We start from the raw sequence: 18,260 nt of genomic DNA on the forward strand, positions 1-18,260 counted from the left end.
ATGAAAAGATTTGATTCTTTTTCGGCCTTTGGTGCCGGGAGGGGAGATTTTACCCTTATCAAAGCGTTGAAAAGCCCTGCTTACATATCCCTTGACATTTAAGCGGAATGATATTAGGATTAGGTTAGAGTTTTATACTTACTTGATGAGGAGGTCCGTTGGCTATGACGGCTGACATACCTTTTGATCTTTGGGGAGTCGACTCATTAACGAGGGTGTTCGAAGATACATCGCCCGAAGAGGGGCTTCCTTTCATCGATATAAAGGTCGCTCGAAACGAGTTTGAATCGGCTCAACTCGTTATAAGAGCTAAACGGAATCTAACATCCGTCAGGGTGAAGGTAGACGACCTGGAAGGCGAGCATGGCAGATCCATGCCCTCTGAGCTGATCAAATTTAACTTCGTAGGATTCATACCGCTTTCCAGGAACACGCCCAACACGCCGGATTACAAGCTTGAGAGAAAAGCCCCCTGCCGAGTGCCCGATCCGCTCCTGGACGTCGAATGCATAGATATAAAAGCCGGCAAATCGCAGCCCGTTTGGATCACCATACATGTTCCCAGGAATATGCCTCACGGAAGTTACCGGGGAACGGTGAAGGTCTCATGTGAGGAAGGGGAAGGTGGGATACCGATTCGTATTGAGGTACTACCCTTTGAACTGCCACAGGAGCGACATCTGCTGGTGACAAATTGGTTCAGTGTCGGGAACATCGCTAAGGCACATGGGATGGAGCTGTGGTCCGATGAGTTCTTTGAGATGTTGGCCAAATATGCCAGGATCATGGCAGAACACCGCCAGAACGTCGTTCTCACCCCATGGTCCTTGATCAAAGTGTATAAGGAAGATGAGAAGCTCAGTTTCGATTTCTCACTCTTTGACCGATTCGTCAAAGTTTTCTTCGATGCAGGCGTGCGAGACAGGATCGAGATATCACACGTAGCACATCCGAAATCCGGATGGGGAACAGAGGTGGTGCTTTCAAATGTGACCGCTGTTGATGTGAAGACGGGCGAAGAGATTACGCTTCCACCGGAGAAGGGACTCGGACCGCTGCTTTCAGCGCTTCAGGATCATCTCGATGAGATGGGATGGCTTGATAAGGCGATGATTCATATCTCAGACGAGCCGTCGCTTTCAAATATCGAATCCTGGAGGAGAGCTTCCCAGTTCGTCCACACCTACGCGCCGAAGTTGAGGAGGATAGATGCTATAGAATCAACTGAGTTCGAGGGATATCTTGAAGTATGGGTGCCGAAGTTGAACTACTTCTCCACGTGGGGTGAGCTATATGAGAAGGCGGCTGAGAACGGCGCTGAGATGTGGTTTTACACCTGTTGTCATCCCTACGGCTTCTATCCGAACCGGTTCCTCGACTATCCCCTTGTGGCCACCAGAAGCCTCCATTGGATGAACTACCTCCATAAGCTCCGCGGATATCTACACTGGGGGCTGAACTTCTGGAGGGACGATCCGTTCGGCGAGCCCGCTCCGAATTTACCTCCCGGCGACACGCATATAATTTACCCGGGGGAAAACGGCCCCTTAAGCTCGATCAGGTTCGACGTCATGCGTGACGGCATAGAGGACTTCGAATATCTGACGCTTCTGGAGAGGAAACTGGAAGAGGTCAGGGAGAAGCTCGGCGAACCCGCCCGTCCCTTCTCTCCGAGGAGGAGAAGCGAGGAGATATGCCGAATGTTTATATGCGAATATGATGACTATGGCTCGGCGAGCAAATTGTCAGAACTCAGGGAGATGATCATAAAGGAGATTATATCGGTCGACACACCTCCTCTCGCCATCGTTGAGACGTATCCGAGGGAGGGAGGCGATCTGATACCTGGGCCGGTCGTGGTCGAAGTGAGAGGAGCTGTCGAGAAAGGCGCTAAGGTGAAAGTGGACGGCAAAGAGGTTCAGGTAAGAGATGGGAAGTTCATCGCCACCTCATCGGATGCGTGGAAGGAGGGAAAAGTTAGCGTGGAGATATCAAAGGGAAATTACTCCAAGGTGATCGACCGTTATTTCACTGTGTTAGACTTCTAATCGGTCGCCGTCAAAATCACAGATGTCTGACCTCGAGTCCGAGCAGTTTCCCGACCTCCAAAAAGGTTCCAAGCCAGTGGCCGAAGGTCATAGAAACATGTTGCGATCCGACCATTATCTGGGGGACCCTTTTAACATCTCCGTTCACCTCCATATGGACTATGATCCGGCAGTGTATCCCGTCCTCGCTCTCCTTAATTTTCCCCTCCACGACGCTTATCCTCTCCAACGACGGGTCAAGGTTGAGCAGAGTCATCGGCACACCTTGCTTAATGTCGGCGTATCCCGTCACACCGAATTTCCTCCCATGGTAGTCGCGGACGGTGAACTTGCCTGAGCTCATGGACAATGGTAACACATCATGCTCTATGGTGACCTCGCCCTCTCTCGCCTGGAAAGCTCCGGGACGAGCGCCGAAGTTTCCCATCATCACCGACTGTCCGGTTGCCCCGTGCAGCATAAGCATGGATATCATAGCGGTGATATCTCCTTCGCATCCACACATGATTCCCTCATCTATCAATCTGGCGAACGCAAGGCAGGGCACAACGGGTCTCTCCTCCGTGAACCTGCCGCAGTTGACCGTAATACCGTTGGTATCCTCCCTTTCAGCCAGATAACGGAGAGCCATATACGCTCTGGTCTCCTTGATGAGCTCCTCCTCTGAAGGTTCGAGGATCTCATCGAAATCCTCACTCCACTTTTCAAGCTCCTCCTTCACCTCCTCTGGAGAGAACCTATCGAACCATCTGTAGAACTCGTTCGTCTCGATATGTCTCACCCTCAGGCCGAATCGCCTCTCGATGAGGGAGAAGTCCCATGGTCCGTTTGGGGCGGAGAATGACGGTATTTCGCCGATGTAGAGGAACCGGCTCTCTCTCAGGAACTTTTTGACCCTGAGCGCCCTAAGGTAGTTTGAACTGACGGGTCCTCTCAAGACAGGCAGGCCATATCTGTAAAGCGCTCCGACCTCGAGCGGCACCGCACCCAAGGTTCCCACTAACAGGGCGTCGATGTCGAAGCTCAATTGAGCGGGAAGTCTCCGAAGATCCTTCTCCTCCCTGACGATCAGTGGTTCCTCAATCCTGACGAAATCAACATCCAGGTTTTTTCTGAACCTCTCGATCATGCTCTCCGCATTTCTCTCGAGATCCCTGATATCGGGAGAAGGCATCGGTGGAGTTCCGATCACATCCGCTGAACATACGCTTCCATAGACATCCCTATAGTGATGAATTCCGATATACACGGGCTTAATTCTGACAATACCTCTTTCAGTAGCTCCCATTTCATCCTCCTTGGAACAAAAAAGGCACCCGATTCGATCGGGCGCCTTTCCTTATTTTTCAAGTTCAAGGTAAGACCATTATTCGCCTTTAGGCGTCGCGCTGATCTTAGCCGCCTGTGGAGCGGACTCAGACAACGTCTGTTTGGCGAGTTTGTCCTCAGGAACGTATTGAGAGTAATCGGCTATGTTTCCGTGGGTGAGTGCGTAGACGACGACGTTCGTGAAGAACCTGTAGACGCCGGGGGAGTAGTGAACGGATCTCGTCGGAAGGCTAACGGATTCCATCGAGCACATGTAATCTCGTCTGCTGAAGAAGACGATCAGCTTGTTGGTTTCCTCGATCGAGACACCTTCCATGTAGTTTCTCTTGGGAGGTCGGGTTCCCCACCAGAAGATGTCGAATCCGATCGGTGGACCGCCCAGTTCATAGTAGTTATTATATATCTCGTGGTCGTTCGGCAGTCGTTCGATTGAGTATTCCGGTATCGCCCGTCGAAGCACCGCCTGGAATATCTTGACCATCGCCTGGGCCGGTGCGTTAACGCCACAGTCATCCATGACCAGCAGACCCTGTTTTTCAAGCAGATACTTACGGAGAGCGGCGTTTTCAGCATCGGTCAGTTTCGTGGCTAACCCGCCACCATCGCGGAGGAGGTTCCTGGATCTCACCAACGATGGGTCGTGGCCGGTCATAAAGATAAGAGGTGCCTTCATCAGCAGCGAGTCGGTCAGCGCCAGAGCACCGCCCTCAACGTTCAGGTCCGTTTTGATCTTGGTCTTTTCGTTGAGCCAGTCGGCTAGTGCGTTAAGAGAGGAGGAATCAGCCCACCAGTCGGAGAGACGATGTCTTACACGGGTAAGCCTCAACACGCCGCGTATGTCTTTTCCTCTACCGACGACCCTTCCGCCCGGTTCACCCTTAGGCAGAGGAGCAACCTCTACTTCGCCCAACTGTATCTGGCTGGCCATGTCGCCGAGGCCGTCGAAAGCAGCGCTCATATCCATAACAAGCGAGGCAAGGCCTTTAGGCTTTATCTCGGCTACCGCCACATTGGTTTGGATCCCAGTGCCTATCATAGACCTGCCGATTGTCGGCCCCATGGCAGCGCCACTGACAACCGGCGCTTCAAAGGCTATGGCGTCAGGAGAACTGGACACGGGCAAGTTGACGTGTGTCACAACCTGCGGTGCCTCAACAAGGTTATTGACCACCTTTGGGACGTTCGGATTTATCGGAGCCTGTATCTTTATCGGCTGATTGGAGAACTCCAAAACGGTCTGAGGGGTAACGCTTATCGTCTTGACCGCCAGCGCCGTGGTGATTCTCGGCGTTATCCTAACCTGCTGGACGGAGACCGTCTGTTCCAACGGAACGGTCGGCTTGACGACCTCTTTGACCACAGGCTTTCGCACCTGAGGTTTGGGCGGGTTCGTCGGCTTGAAGAAAGCGGCATCGATCAGTTGCTGGAACTTTTCGCTCTGGGTATAAACCATGTAGATACCCAGTACGAAAAGTGCGACACCGTGTATGACAAGCGAGATCATAAACGCCGTACTCGTACGGCCAAATATCTTCGCCATTTTCCCCTTCCTCCTTATTTTAAAGTTTCACTGAACTTAATGATGGCTCTAAACGCAGAAATAGCAAATAATATGCCAGGTTGAAACTGCCGTTTTTACTGTATTTCTCATCTCCCCTGCCCGAAGAAGTGCACGAAATGGGGCACCTTACCCGTAAAGTGCACGAAATGGGGCAGTCCGATCGAGATCAGGAAGTTGTGGTCAGGACCCTGTCCAGATTGTCTATCAATCTTCTGGCGATTTTTTCGAACTGCTCCTGGCTATCGTATAACTGATCGGCGATGTTTAAGGCGGCGAGAATAGCGAGATTCGCCGGGGAATCGTACCCGGTTCTGGATTTGATCTCCTTCATTATCCTATCCACGAGCTGAGCCACCTTGCGAACCTTCATCTCATCCTCATCGCTCGCCCTAAGCGTGTACTGTGCCCCGTATATCTCGACCTTAATGGATTTTCTATCCATCCGTAACCCCCAAGCTTTTCATCAAGGTTGCCCTCATCACCTCCACCGGTGGCGTGATACCGGTCCATATTCGAAAGGATATAGCCCCTTGAAAAACCAACATGTCAATTCCCCCTGAGCAACGCAACCCCTTACCCTTAGCGGCCATGATCAATTTCGTCTCCGGCGGGATGTAGATCACATCATAGACCATCAAGCCCGGATGCATCCATTCCGGGCGGATCAACATCGGGTCATCCGGCTTCATACCGACGGATGTGGTGTTGACCAACAGATCGCTTGATGCGATCTCTTCGGCGAGACGTTCCCCCTTAAGCGGTATAGACTTAACCTCAACCTCATCGAAGCTCTCAGATATGAGATTAACGAGCTCTTCCGCCTTTTCGATCGTCCTATTGGCAACCGTCACTTCGCCCACCTTCTCTCTGGCCAGTGCCACACATATCGCTCTAGCGGTCCCACCGGCTCCCAGGACCAAAGCCTTTCTGCCTTTCAGGTCTCCCGCTCCCATAGCCTTAAGGGCTTTTATAAATCCCCTTCCATCCGTGTTATCGGCCAGTATCCTCCCATGCCTAAAAGTTAAAGTGTTAGCGGCTCCTATCAGTTTGGCCTCCTCGCTAACCTGATCGGCGAGCGCCAATACCTCCCGTTTGTGCGGGATGGTCACGTTTATCCCTATAACTCCCAACGATTTCAGCCCTTCTATGGCATCGCGCACTTCCCCTCTGGGAACCCGAAATGGAACATAGACGAAATCCAAATTCAACGCCTCAAACGCAGCATTATGCATCTGAGGCGAACGGGAATGTTCCACCGGATCACCTATAACTCCGACGATCTTGGTTTTGCCGGTTATCTCTCTCATCCTTACCCGCGAGTTACAATACCAGAAATCGGGGCGAAAGTCAATCTAAAATTTTCTGAACGGCCACCTCGTCGCAATTGGGAAACTTCGGACACCTGATACATTCGGACCAGATCTTATGGGGCAGTTCCTCCTTAGGAATCCTCTCGAACCCCAATCTCTCGAAGAATCCCGGCGAGTTTGTCAGGGCGAATACCTTTCTGATACCCAGCGATCTCGCATCCTCAAGACATACCTTCACCAGTTTTTTCCCCAGGCCTTCCCCCTGATACCGCTCATCCACAGCTAAGGACCTTATCTCGGCGAGGTCGATCCACGAGGGCTGAAGGGCACAGCAGCCAACGATCTCACCCTCGATCTCACAGACGAAGAAGTTACGGATGTCCTCGCAGATCTCGCTTAGAGGTCTAGGTAGCATAGCTCCTTTATCCGCATAGAAATTGACCAATCTATGGATATGTCGTATATCCCTCATGGATGCCTTTCTGATTACCCTTTTGACTCCTCGACTTTCTTCACCAGTTTCCACCATCTCTCATCCACCTGCTTTTGAATCAATTTGATCTCCTCGTCGGATAGATGTCTGAACCTGCCTTGTGCCCTCAGGTATTCCTCGACAGGGACCACCTTCTGGGGATTGACCGTGATTCTGTATATCCCATCTTCGACCTCATAAAGCGGAAAGGCCCTGCTTTGCACAGCTAACCTTGCGATCTTGATCGTCATATTGGAGGGGAACCTCCAACCGGGAGGACATGGAGATATGACATGGATGAACTTCGTGCCGATTTTCTCTTTTGCCTTGCGCATCTTCCTTATGAAATCCTCCGGATATGCCACTGAAGCGGTGGCGACGTAGGGCACTTCATGGGCTACCATTATATCGATGATATTCTTTTTAGGCCTAACCTTGTAATTATCATCCGGGGTGGTGGTGGTCCACGCCCCATATGGTGTTGCGGAGCTACGTTGGATACCCGTGTTCATGTATGCCTCGTTATCGTAACACACGTATATGAGGTTGTCTCCTCTCTCCGCTGCACCTGAAAGCGCCTGAATGCCGATGTCGAATGTCCCACCATCTCCAGCCCATGCCATAACGGTGATATCCTCTCTCCCCTTGACCTTGAAGGCAGCGCTTATACCCGCTCCGACCGAAGCAGCAGTTTCAAAGGCCGTGTGAAAGAGCGGAACTTTGAGAGAGGTATAAGGGTACTCCCCTTCTAGAACTGTCCAGCAGCAGGCCGGTATGGTGACAACAGTTCTAGGACCTAAAGCTTTAAGTGCATATCTCATGGCCAGCGTTCCGGCACATCCCTGACATGCCTTGTGTCCGGAACACATAAGCTCTTCAGAAGGAATCGTCATCCTCATAACTTCACCTCAAAAATCCAGCCCTTTGAGGTCCCAGTTAAACTCCTCTGCTTCACCATCGATCGTCCGTCGGATCGCCTTCTCGATCTCCTCTGGCGTCACATCCATACCGCCTATGCCCATCAAAAAGCCATAGACCTGGGGTTTAGGATCAATCGGATAGAGAGCAGCTTTGACCTCTGAGGATATCGCCCCCTCGAAGCCGAAGGAGAGGTCCCTATCTATCACACATATTTTCTGAACCTTTCTCGCCACCTTTCTGATATCCTCCATGGGAAACGGCCTAAACCATCTTATCCTCAGAAGCCCTACCCTTTTCCCCTCATCACGTATGACGTCTATAACGTCCTTAGCTGTGCTGGCGATGGTCGATGTGGAGATGAGCAGGACTTCCGCGTCATCGCATTTATACGGATCGACTATATCGTAATACCTTCCGAATCTCCTGCCGTATTCGGCGCCGGTCTCCTTTATAAGCCTTTTGGCCCGTTGCATGGCAAGGTAAAGGTTATACCTCATCCTGGCGTAGTTTTCCGGCACGGCCATGGCGCCATATGAAAATGGATTTTCGGGATCCAATTTATCCTCTGGATCGTATTTCGGCAGGAACTTATCCACCTCATCCTGATTGGGGAACTCAACCGGTTCGGCGGTATGGGAAAGATAAAACCCATCCAGGTTCACCATCACGGGCAATCTAACGCTTTCAGCCACCTTAAAGGCCTGAATGATGGAATCCATCACCTCCTGGTTGTTCTCGCAGTAGATCTGCATCCAGCCGGTATCCCTCTGCGATATGCTATCGTTGTGATCGCACCAGATGTTCCATGGAGGAGCCATAGCTCGGTTAACGTTGGCCATGACGATGGGCAGCCTCGCTCCTGCGGCCCAATGCAGCAGTTCATGCATCAATGCAAGCCCCTGGGAAGAGGTAGCAGTAAAGGCTCTGGCACCCGCCGCTGAGGCTCCTATACAGGCAGCCATGGCCGAATGTTCCGATTCCACCTTTATGAACTCAGCTTTCAGTTCCCCACGGGCGATTATCTCAGAGAGCTTTTCGACGATTTGCGTTTGAGGGGTTATGGGGTATGCGGCTACAACTTCAACCTTGGCTAGCTTGGCCGCGTAGGCAGCCGTGTGGTTTCCGGTTAGGACCATCCTCATTTCTCTTCCCTCACCATCTCTATGGCGTCAAACGGGCATTCTTCGGCGCAGATGCCACACCCTTTGCAGTAATCGAGGTTTATCTTCGGCTTCTCCCCCGGCTCGATACAGGCATCGGGGCAGAACTTCCAGCAGATGAGACATCCCGTGCATTTCCTCTCATCTATCACCGGCCTTGTCGACCTCCAGCTTCCCGTTTTATTGACCAGCATCAGACCGGTGGATTTAGGTATGATCACCTTTACCCCGATCATTATCCCTTCTCCTTCATCCATTCAGCGAGCTCGTAGGCCTTACGAGCTGCCTCCACGTTCTGATCAGGTTTAGATGGTGAAAGCTCATATATGGCTTTAAACAGGGCTTCGATGCCGACCTCATCTGAGAGAGCAGCGTATGCCCCCAGAACGGTTGTGTTAACTATCGGCGCTATGGAAGTTCCCAAACCGTGCTCTATGGCTATCGAGTTGGCATCTATCGTGTAGACCCTGAACTTCGGGTCAAATCCCAGCTCCTCCGCGGGCATATCCGAATTAACCACTATCAATCCTCCATCCTTTAATCCCCTGATCACATCTGTCCCGCTTATCAGGCTGGTGTCTAAAACGATTATATGGTCGGGACGGTAAATTCGGCAGCGGACCCTTATGGGTTTATCATCCAGCCTAGTATAAGCTTCCACCGGTGCTCCTCTTCTTTCGGCACCTATGAAGATGAAGGATTGACAATATCTGCCGTCGATAAAGGCAGCTTGAGCGAGCATGAGCGAAGCGGTAAGCGCTCCCTGTCCTCCTCGTCCGTGAAACCTGATCTCCCTCATCTTTCGTTCTCCCTCGGTTTTATGCTGTCCTCCGCCCTCTCCCCCCATTTCAATTTGGATCTGAGAACTTCGCAATAGCCCCTCCGCGCTGAACGGATCAGCTTAAGTCTTTTATCCGATTTGCGCACCCTGACGGAGCTATGAGGTCCGAATTTATGTGTTTCTCTTCCGTCGATTATCACCAATGCTGATCCATCCCGTAATGGGAAGCGCACGGTGACTATCGAGTCGGATTTGGCGACGAAAGGCCGGATCGTAAGGGCATGCGGACAGATAGGACAGAGCAGGATAGCATCGAGGTTAGGATGTAGGATCGGCCCGCCCGCCGATAGCGAATAGGCCGTTGAGCCGCTCGGTGTGGCGATGATCAGTCCATCTGCGGGATAGGTTGCCAGATGTTCACCATCTATGAAGGCATCTAGGTGGATCATCCTGACGAAGCCCTTGACTACCACCTCATTGAGCGCCAGCGAGGAGAGGACTATCTCATCATCCTCTAGAACCTCCACCTTCAGCAGCATCCTTTCATCCAGGCTAAATCTGCCTGCCATTAGATCTTCCAGCGCCTCTTCGATCTCGTTTCGTTTGATCTCGGTCATGAAGCCCAATCCTCCGAGGTTAACAGCTAGGATCGGGACCTTATCGAATCCCGGCAGCCTCACCAGATTGAGGATCGTTCCATCTCCCCCCAGGGCGATCAACGCCTCGCTTTCCAGCGCTATTCGGTCACAAGGGAGGGGAAAAATGGGCTCCTCGATCTCCCATTTTGAGAGGAGTTCATCGGGTAACAGAGGTATCGCATCACGCCTCAACAGCCACCGTGCCGTTTGCAGAGCCACCTCCCCTGCCTCAGGTTTGGTCAGATTTGGTATAATTCCAACCCTTTTCATCAACCGATCACCTAAAAGCTCTTCAGCGCCATATCAGCGCCGAAGGTCAGGATGCTCACCACCATTCCGGCCATCATCACACCGGCTATCACCGCGGGCAGAGCGTATTTAAACCTTATCCCAAAGAGGAAAGCCGCTATACACCCCGTCCATGCTCCCGTCACCGGCAGAGGAATCGCCACGAAAAATGAAAGGCCCACAGCGCCATATCTCTCGACCGACTTGCCGCGACGTCTCGTTCGAGCGAAGAGCCATTTGAAAAACCTTTCGGCCAACCTTGATCTCGCCATCAACCAACCTGACACCGGATCGAGCCATAAAAGCAGAAAGACGGCAGGGACAATGTTGCCGGCGACGCTCAGGGCGTATACCTGCCATAAAGGCATATTGAAGAGCAACTTGAGCGGTATAGCGCCCCTCAACTCGAATATCGGCGTCATAGCAAAGAGGAAAACAACCAGCCACGGGGGTATTCCATGCTGGCTGAGCCAGCTTGCAAGTTCCGTTCTCACCTCGTCCCTCTTTCGTCAAGCGCTTTCATGAACTCGTCGATCGAGCCGCATAGGATCGCATGACGATGTAACGCTCGAAGCTTCCCCTCATCCTCTATATCGCTTATCCTTTCCCGTATGATTTGAGGAACATCATGAAATCGTATCCTCAGCGCTTCCTCTATTCCCCGTCTTATGCCTTCCCTAATGCCCTTCCTCATCCCTTCTCTCATCCCTTCTCTCATTCCCTCTCTCATTCCCTCTTTTACTCCTTCAGCGTATCCCTCGCTTTTTATAAGGTCATAGATAGGTGATTCGATCATTATATCCCTCCTTCTCTCCAGAAGCTTCGAGGCTATTTCCTCGTTTTTCATTCCTGCTAGGATCGTCAATGCCGTCAACAGATCTGCCTTCGTTAAACTGTCCAGATCGCTTTCATAGATTTTCTCCTCAGCCCTTATAATCTCCTCACAGCTTGAATCCATCACTCCTACAAATGGATAGAGCTTCACATCACCTGTTTCGAGCAGCTCCTCACCTTTTATCTGCCACATCCTTACCAGCTTAAACCTGAAACTGATGAAATCATCGGAGTATGAGTCAACAGCCCGCGTGCTTTTCCTGAACAGGATCACAACCGGCATTACGGGCAATTGATATCTTCTCATGAATCTAACAGTATACTCTAGAACGCGAAGCGGCAGATCCTCAACCCATCTTGTTTGAAACTCTATAAGGACGATAACTTCTCCGCCCGACTTCTGCCTGACGAGCACGGGAAAATCGCTTGAGCGTAAGCTGACCGTCTCCTGGGGCAGCCCCTCCAACAATTGGATCTCCTCGATTTCCAGACCGGCGAACCACGAGACGATCGATTCCCTTCCTATCTCCACCAGCCTTTTTGAAACGGCATCGTATTTCATAATTCCCTCGAAACCTTAAACTCCCACCTCTCCAATCTCTCCATCTCAGCGTAATTCGTCAGATCGAGCTGGAGGGGCGTTATCGATATATACCCGTTTCGGACGGCATATATGTCTGTGTCCTCAGCCCCATCTGTCTCGGCTCTATCTCCGCCGATCCAATAGTAGGTGTTACCTCGCGGGTCAATCCTTTTAACCACTTTGGTGTCATACGGTGCCCTATCCTGTCTGGTGATTCTGAACCCTTTGATCTCATCTAACGGGAGGTTCGGCACGTTCACATTTAGGAGCGTCCCTTCGCTCAATCCATTCCGCAGCACGGCCCTTAAAAGCGATAGGGAAACTTCAGCGGCCGTTTCGAAATGCACCTCTTCGACCACATATCTCTCTCTCTCATCGAGCACCAGTGAGATCGCCACAGATGGAATGCCCAAGAAGGTTCCTTTGATCGCTGCGGCGATCGTCCCCGAAAAGAGCACATCATGTCCGAGGTTTTGTCCTCTGTTTACACCTGAGACCAACAAAGATGGTTTTTCGGGGAGAAGCCCGCCGACGCCCAGATCGACACAATCGACAGGTGTACCGTCCACGGCGAAGCTTCTTTCCCCCACTCGCCGTGCTCTGAGAGGACGGTGAAGGGTGATGGCCATTCCGATGGCGCTTCTCTCCCTGTCAGGCGCAACGACGAAGACCTCATCTATTTTTTCAAGCGATTTAACCAGGCTCCAGAGCCCCTGTGAATTTATACCGTCGTCGTTCGTCACGAGGATCATCTTTCCCTGAGACTCCTGAAAAGCAGCAGGGTGAAAAGCTTCATCTCGACCAGCGGATCGACGTTGCTTTTAGCGCCGTTATAGATCGTCCTAATAGGGATCGAAACTATTTTATAGCCTAACCTTCCGGCTTTTATCAGAAGCTCCGATTCGGTTTCATACCTGAATGTCTCCAGGCATATCCTCTCAAGAACCTCAGACCTTATAAGGCGATAACCGCACTGGAAATCCGGCACTTTCTGCCCCGAAAGCCACGATCCAACCGCCGAGACCAGCTTGTTATTGAGTCTTCTGTGCAGTGGCATTCTACATCGATCGATCTCCCTCGCCCCCAGGACTATATCCACGTCTCCCTTGCTGAACCTGGCTATAAATCGGGGGATATCGTCCGGATCGTGTTGACCGTCGCCGTCCATCGTCATGATTGGGTCATGGCCTCGCCCGAGCGCATAATTGAAACCTGTTCTCAAGGCCATTCCCTTACCCATATTTCTACGATGTCCTATCACATGAGCCCCTGCCTCAAAGGCGATCTTTGCCGTCTCATCGATCGAGCCATCATCCACGACGATCAAATCGGCTATCAGATCTCCGAATTTAGAGAGTATCTCATCGATCAACCGGCCGATATATCTTGATTCGTTATATGCCGGTATAACGATGCAGGGTTTGGTCATTCAGATCGTTTCCTACCTATAGATTCGAGGAATTTATTCAGGTTTTTAACGGCACAGAATTCGCCGCACATGGAGCAGACATCCGATTCACCCGAGGGTTTATCGGCCCGGATTTTCCGAGCCATCTCCGAATCGATAGCCAGTTCTATTTGTCTCCTCCAATCCAACCTTTTACGCGCCCTGGCCATCTCCAGATCCCAATCCAATGCTCCTTTGATCCCTTTAGCTATATCGGCTGCATGTGCGGCTATTCTGGCTGCGATCACCCCTTGTCTAACATCATCGGCGTCCGGAAGCCCCAGGTGTTCAGAGGGGGTGACATAACAGAGGAAATCGGCTCCCGCCGCCGCCGCTAGAGCGCCGCCTATGGCGGAGACAAGGTGATCATATCCGGGGGCGACATCGGTTACGACCGGCCCCAGGACATAGAAGGGAGCGTTGTTGCAAAGCTTCTTCTCCATCAACACGTTGGCCTCGACCTCGTTAAGCGGCAGATGTCCCGGCCCTTCTATCATCACCTGAACACCCGCCTCAAGGGCTCTCTTTTGAAGCTCCCCTAGAACTATAAGCTCTTCCACCTGAGCCCTATCGGTGGCGTCAGCCAAACACCCAGGACGCATCCCATCGCCGAGGCTGAGCGTGACATCATACCGTCTTGCGATTTGGATCAATCTATCGAAATGCTCATAGAGTGGATTTTCAGCATCGTTTTGTAACATCCATCCGACGATGAAGGATCCACCTCTGCTCACCACGTCCATCACCCTTCCGCCCTCGATCAACCTATCGAGAGCCGAGCGGGTGAGGCCGCAATGCACCGTTATGAAATCCATTCCGTCGGCGCAGTGTCTTTCGATGACCGAGAAGAGTTCCTCTACCTTCATATCCCGCAGAGGTCTACCACTTTTCGTGACCTCAACCGCCGCCTGATATATAGGAACAGAGCCAACCGGTACTCTGCTCTCCTTTAAGATCGCCCTCCTTATCCGATCCAGGTCACCCCCCGTGCTGAGGTCCATAACCGTATTCGCCCCAGCGTCGACGGCGACTTTGAGCTTCTTCAGCTCGCTTTCCAAACTCGGGAAGTCGGGTGACGTGCCGATATTAGCGTTGACCTTCGTACGTAACCCTCTGCCAATTCCACAGGGTTTAACGTGAGCATGTCTGATGTTGCGAAGGATAACAACCTCTCCTCCGGCTACCCGATCGGCAAGCTCATGCCTGTCTACTCCCTCCTCATCAGCTATCATCTTAATCCGGGGAGGGATTTCTCCTGCTCTCACCTGATCTATCAACGTCCTCATACCCCTTTCAGACATATGAGGATCACTCCTAACATAAGAAGTTATTGAGAATCGCTTCGCTTAAATTCCCCTTGAGCGTAGCGGTTATCCATAAGGAGGAACGAGGAGAAGGGAAATCCGTTGCACGTTCAACGTTTAACGTTGTAACGTTTTTCCGCCTTGGTTCCTCGTTCCTCTTCTCCCTGAGAAATAAACATCTCTGACCTCTCAGACCTCTGCTACGCTCAGCGATAATATGAGCGAATCGCTTAAGAGATTATACCACAGGCATACGCGATAGGCAAGGAGGTGTCGTAAGGTTAGGGGACGTCATGATTGACAGATTCCCGCTCAGAGGGGATAATATTAAGGCGACTTAAGATGCGAGGAAATCGATGAAAAGCTTGGCGATCTATCTCGGCTTGGTTCTCCTGGTTTCAGCAATGGCCGGATGCGCCATTGCTCCTCATAGGCCGATAGGAACCGACGTAAGCTACGTTCGAAATATCCTCCCGTTCTCACAGCTTCCCCTTACAATGGGGGAGGATGAAAACGGAGAGATTTACGGAACTCCGGATGAAGATGGGGATGGGATTAAGGATAATCTGAAAGCGGAACTCTTGGAGCTCGTTCGAAAGTTCTGCCCGACACTTGTGCTCGATATCTCCGACACCGGTGGGGTGCTCTCAAGGCCACTTTTCCCCATGCCCGTTGAAACATTCGCCAGAAAACTGACCGTAGATCGGTTTTCAATAGCGCCTTTCAGATGGAAGGGCAGGGATATGACTGATCTCTCCGAGATAGATGATAGGAAGCTCTCGCTCCTTTCGGAGTATTTCACACGCAGGGTGAGGATCAAACCCGATGATGAGATGAAAGTGGCCTTTTTCGATTTCCCGGGCGATTCGCCCGATGAGTGGCTATGGGCGTTGAACGTCATACAATGGATGGAGGGGTATAAACCAACAGTCTACGCCCATCCCTTCATACTCAAAACACCCAAAGGCGATAGGAGGATCGTCATCCAATATTGGTATCTTTTCCCGTTTGACGGATGGGGGAAAGTGCATGAGGGGGATTGGGAACATGTCAATGTGATCGTTACTAGTCTCGACCCCAAAAGGGCTCAACTGCTTGAGGTTCAGTTCTACTTTCAGGGATTCGTAACATCACTTTCAAATGTGGAACTTGATGGGCTAAGCCATCCCGTCATTTACGTCGGCGGTGGTGCAAAAGGATCTCATGGGATGTATCCCTATCACGGCAAATGGCTGGGAATGAAAGGTGGAAAAGGAGCCGAGAGGGTTTACGGCAACTTCAGGGTAAGCTATAGGGATTTCGACGTGAATCTGATCCCTGACGCTGAGACGGTGAAGCTGGAAAAGATGACACCGAAAGAACGAGGGAGGATCATATGGCTTAAACTGGACGTCAGGTGGGGCAGGCCATGGATAGGCGGGAAAGATAGCGCAATCATCACCTTGAGGGCTGATTCCGAAGGATACGCTCCTTTCGGCCCGGCCTTCTCGACGGCATGGAACAGATCGGGAGAATGTCTCGGATACGAGGTTTATCGTCCTAAGGTGAAAAGCTGGCTTGAGTTACTGCCGACGAGCGATATTATAGAGCATCTAATCACCGGTCAGCCCGTCTTTGAAAACGCTGAAAGCCGATAAAAGGGGGTGAGCCCTATGCGGGCTAAGATTTTAATCCTGACTATCTTAGTAACGGCGATATCCTTGATCATAGCTTCCTCCGTTTTTGGCGATCTGAAGAGGATGAGCTGGAGGGGATTTTGAGACGAAACCTGATCTGCATCATCGCAGTTTTAACCTTGATAGCGCCTTTATCACTGGGGGATGATTGGGTTGATGGAACGCCATGGGCGATGGAGATCTACAAACGGCTTAAGCCGGTCTCAGCTCCAACCCCTCCACGTCCTATACTCGCTCCGAGGTTAGGCGAACGTAGGGAGTTCTTCGCCCTCGACCTGCAAAGGGGAAGGCAGTACATCACCTCTGCAACCCTGAGGGGAATAGGCATACACTGCTATATATTCGTTGAGGATAGACAATGGAACAAGACGGTCACCCTCCTAACCGTCGAGCTTCTAAAAAAAGCGTTCGATGGACAGATATATGGGATCGTCACGAATGCCTTCGGCACACCTCCGGATATAGACGGCGATCCGAGGATATACATACTGCTGCTGGATATCCCCAATGTGAACCTCCCAGGTGGAGAATATATCAGCGGATACTTCAGTCCCGTCAATGAGGAGAAGGGGACGTTATTCGATCCGTACTATGGGGTGTTTCTCACCAGCAACGAGGTGGAGATGATTTATCTCGACTGTAACCCGCAGAACCCCTATTCTGATACCGCTCGATCGACCCTCGCCCATGAGTTCCAGCATCTCATCCACTGGAAGAACGACAAGGATGAGGAGACATGGGTCAACGAAGGATGTTCTATGTTGGCCTCTTTCCTGTGCGGATACGGGGATCAGATGAAAAACCACATGAGAGCCTTCGAAAGAAATCCATCCACCTCATTAGTGAGCTGGCCCAGAGGGGGGGAAAGCCTGCTGGCGAGCTATGGCGCTGCTTACCTTTGGATGCTCTACATATATGAGCATTGCGGAGGCATCACGGCTGTAAGGGCGATCGCGCAGAACAAACTAAATGGGATCGAAGGGATTGAATCGGCTTTGAGCTCACTTGGGATTCATCGATCCTTCGACGAGCTCTTCTCGGACTGGAAAGTGGCGAATCTCATCGACGATGGGAACTTGGAGAGAGGTAGATACGGATATGCCCATATCGATATCCATGCCCGCCCCTCCAAAATTATACGCGGATATCCGGCGGAGTTGAGGGGAAGGAGATTGAACGCATATGCATCGGACTATATCCAGCTTGATCCATCGAGGGAAGGCCGATTGAATCTTCTCTTCGAGATGGGGAGAGGTGAAAATCCCGATGTGCGCACGGTTATCCTTAAGGACGACAGGGCGGAATCGGTCGGAAGGATGGAGATCAGCGACGAGACGGGTGTGGGAAGATGGGTTGTGGATCGATTCGGATCACCCTATGGTCCCGTCATTCTAGCGATCAGTTTTTCGTCTAGAAATTCCGAATATGGGATCTTGGCGCGATTCGGGGGTAAGATCAGTTTTTCGGTGACCGCCGTGCCGAACCCCATACACGGCCGATACTGGGAGGTGATCGCCATACCCTCCGAGAACCCAGGGGCCGATATTCCATATCTGCGTCTGATACTCAGGGGTAGAAGGGTGGGGGAGGATCTGAGAATGAGGGCGATGTCGAGGGGCAAGGTCTTCGTCGCTGGCTTCTTCATCCCCAACTACATCGATCCCGGAGAATTGACCTGGCAGGTTTTCTTTTTGGGGGAGAAAATCGGCGAGGGAGGATTTCACTGAGGAGGTTGAACATGGACAGACTTGCCCAGCTCTATCTCGAGATACTCAAGGAGATAGGGGAGGATCCACAGAGGGAAGGGTTGATCAAGACGCCGACCCGAGCGGCCGATGCGTTGAGGTTTCTCACACAGGGATACAACCAATCGCCCGAAGAGGTGCTCAACGGCGCCATCTTTGAGAG

18 protein-coding genes are annotated in these 18,260 nt (G+C 51.6%); 3 read left to right on the forward strand and 15 right to left on the reverse strand.

The annotated features are described in order from the left end of the window. Positions 1-164: 164 nt before the first annotated feature. Positions 165-2,048 (forward strand): DUF4091 domain-containing protein, encoded by a 1,884-nt coding sequence (locus tag J7M22_01420; protein ID MCD6505260.1) that lies wholly within the window; start codon positions 165-167, stop codon positions 2,046-2,048. A gap of 16 nt (positions 2,049-2,064) precedes the next feature. Here J7M22_01420 and J7M22_01425 read toward each other — a convergent pair whose 3' ends face one another. The 15 genes from J7M22_01425 to thiC all read right to left on the reverse strand — a co-directional run bounded on the left by J7M22_01425 (position 2,065) and on the right by thiC (position 14,658). Beyond that, positions 2,065-3,336 (reverse strand): hypothetical protein, encoded by a 1,272-nt coding sequence (locus J7M22_01425; protein MCD6505261.1) that lies wholly within the window; start codon positions 3,334-3,336, stop codon positions 2,065-2,067. A gap of 78 nt (positions 3,337-3,414) precedes the next feature. Continuing rightward, entirely contained in the window at positions 3,415-4,917 is a 1,503-nt protein-coding gene (locus J7M22_01430) for a DUF4159 domain-containing protein (protein ID MCD6505262.1), read from the reverse strand. A 187-nt stretch (positions 4,918-5,104) separates the two neighbouring features. Then, the gene (locus J7M22_01435; protein ID MCD6505263.1) at positions 5,105-5,380 is read right to left on the reverse strand and encodes a cell division protein ZapA; all 276 of its coding nucleotides are present in this window, start codon (positions 5,378-5,380) and stop codon (positions 5,105-5,107) included. Further along, positions 5,373-6,245 (reverse strand): shikimate dehydrogenase, encoded by an 873-nt coding sequence (gene aroE, locus J7M22_01440; protein ID MCD6505264.1) that lies wholly within the window; start codon positions 6,243-6,245, stop codon positions 5,373-5,375. Before aroE ends, J7M22_01435 begins: the two co-directional genes overlap by 8 nt. A 40-nt stretch (positions 6,246-6,285) precedes the next feature. Continuing rightward, on the reverse strand, positions 6,286-6,777 hold the full coding sequence (locus tag J7M22_01445) for an N-acetyltransferase (protein MCD6505265.1): 492 nt from the start codon (positions 6,775-6,777) through the stop codon (positions 6,286-6,288). Beyond that, positions 6,735-7,619 carry a 3-methyl-2-oxobutanoate dehydrogenase subunit beta gene (locus J7M22_01450; GenBank protein MCD6505266.1) on the reverse strand — a complete coding sequence of 295 codons (885 nt, stop codon included), beginning with the start codon at positions 7,617-7,619 and terminating at the stop codon, positions 6,735-6,737. The genes J7M22_01445 and J7M22_01450 overlap by 43 nt, the downstream gene beginning before the upstream one ends. 9 nt (positions 7,620-7,628) lie before the next feature. Next, entirely contained in the window at positions 7,629-8,783 is a 1,155-nt protein-coding gene (porA, locus tag J7M22_01455) for a pyruvate ferredoxin oxidoreductase (GenBank protein ID MCD6505267.1), read from the reverse strand. After that, complete coding sequence (locus tag J7M22_01460) at positions 8,780-9,037, reverse strand: 4Fe-4S binding protein (protein MCD6505268.1); 258 nt, start codon at positions 9,035-9,037, stop codon at positions 8,780-8,782. Before J7M22_01460 ends, porA begins: the two co-directional genes overlap by 4 nt. Further along, positions 9,037-9,600 carry a 2-oxoacid:acceptor oxidoreductase family protein gene (locus J7M22_01465; GenBank protein MCD6505269.1) on the reverse strand — a complete coding sequence of 188 codons (564 nt, stop codon included), beginning with the start codon at positions 9,598-9,600 and terminating at the stop codon, positions 9,037-9,039. Before J7M22_01465 ends, J7M22_01460 begins: the two co-directional genes overlap by 1 nt. Beyond that, entirely contained in the window at positions 9,597-10,490 is an 894-nt protein-coding gene (locus tag J7M22_01470; GenBank protein ID MCD6505270.1) for an NAD(+)/NADH kinase, read from the reverse strand. Before J7M22_01470 ends, J7M22_01465 begins: the two co-directional genes overlap by 4 nt. 11 nt (positions 10,491-10,501) lie before the next feature. Further along, positions 10,502-10,930, reverse strand: a complete 429-nt coding sequence (locus J7M22_01475) for a small multi-drug export protein (protein ID MCD6505271.1) — start codon at positions 10,928-10,930, stop codon at positions 10,502-10,504. Positions 10,931-10,998: 68 nt separating this feature from the next. Then, positions 10,999-11,904, reverse strand: a complete 906-nt coding sequence (locus J7M22_01480) for a hypothetical protein (protein MCD6505272.1) — start codon at positions 11,902-11,904, stop codon at positions 10,999-11,001. Beyond that, positions 11,901-12,677, reverse strand: a complete 777-nt coding sequence (gene surE, locus J7M22_01485) for a 5'/3'-nucleotidase SurE (protein ID MCD6505273.1) — start codon at positions 12,675-12,677, stop codon at positions 11,901-11,903. The genes J7M22_01480 and surE overlap by 4 nt, the downstream gene beginning before the upstream one ends. Further along, positions 12,674-13,354 carry a glycosyltransferase family 2 protein gene (locus J7M22_01490; GenBank protein MCD6505274.1) on the reverse strand — a complete coding sequence of 227 codons (681 nt, stop codon included), beginning with the start codon at positions 13,352-13,354 and terminating at the stop codon, positions 12,674-12,676. Before J7M22_01490 ends, surE begins: the two co-directional genes overlap by 4 nt. Further along, a complete protein-coding gene (thiC, locus tag J7M22_01495) occupies positions 13,351-14,658 on the reverse strand; it encodes a phosphomethylpyrimidine synthase ThiC (GenBank protein MCD6505275.1) in 1,308 nt (435 codons plus the stop codon). The genes J7M22_01490 and thiC overlap by 4 nt, the downstream gene beginning before the upstream one ends. A gap of 374 nt (positions 14,659-15,032) precedes the next feature. Here thiC and J7M22_01500 point away from each other — a divergent pair, with 374 nt between their 5' ends. Both J7M22_01500 and J7M22_01505 read left to right on the forward strand, forming a co-directional pair. Then, complete coding sequence (locus tag J7M22_01500) at positions 15,033-16,313, forward strand: hypothetical protein (protein ID MCD6505276.1); 1,281 nt, start codon at positions 15,033-15,035, stop codon at positions 16,311-16,313. A 119-nt stretch (positions 16,314-16,432) separates the two neighbouring features. Beyond that, positions 16,433-18,079, forward strand: a complete 1,647-nt coding sequence (locus J7M22_01505; GenBank protein MCD6505277.1) for a hypothetical protein — start codon at positions 16,433-16,435, stop codon at positions 18,077-18,079. Positions 18,080-18,260 lie beyond the last annotated feature (181 nt).

The sequence above is a fragment of the Candidatus Poribacteria bacterium genome (assembly GCA_021162805.1).
GTDB lineage: Bacteria > Poribacteria > WGA-4E > B28-G17 > B28-G17 > JAGGXZ01.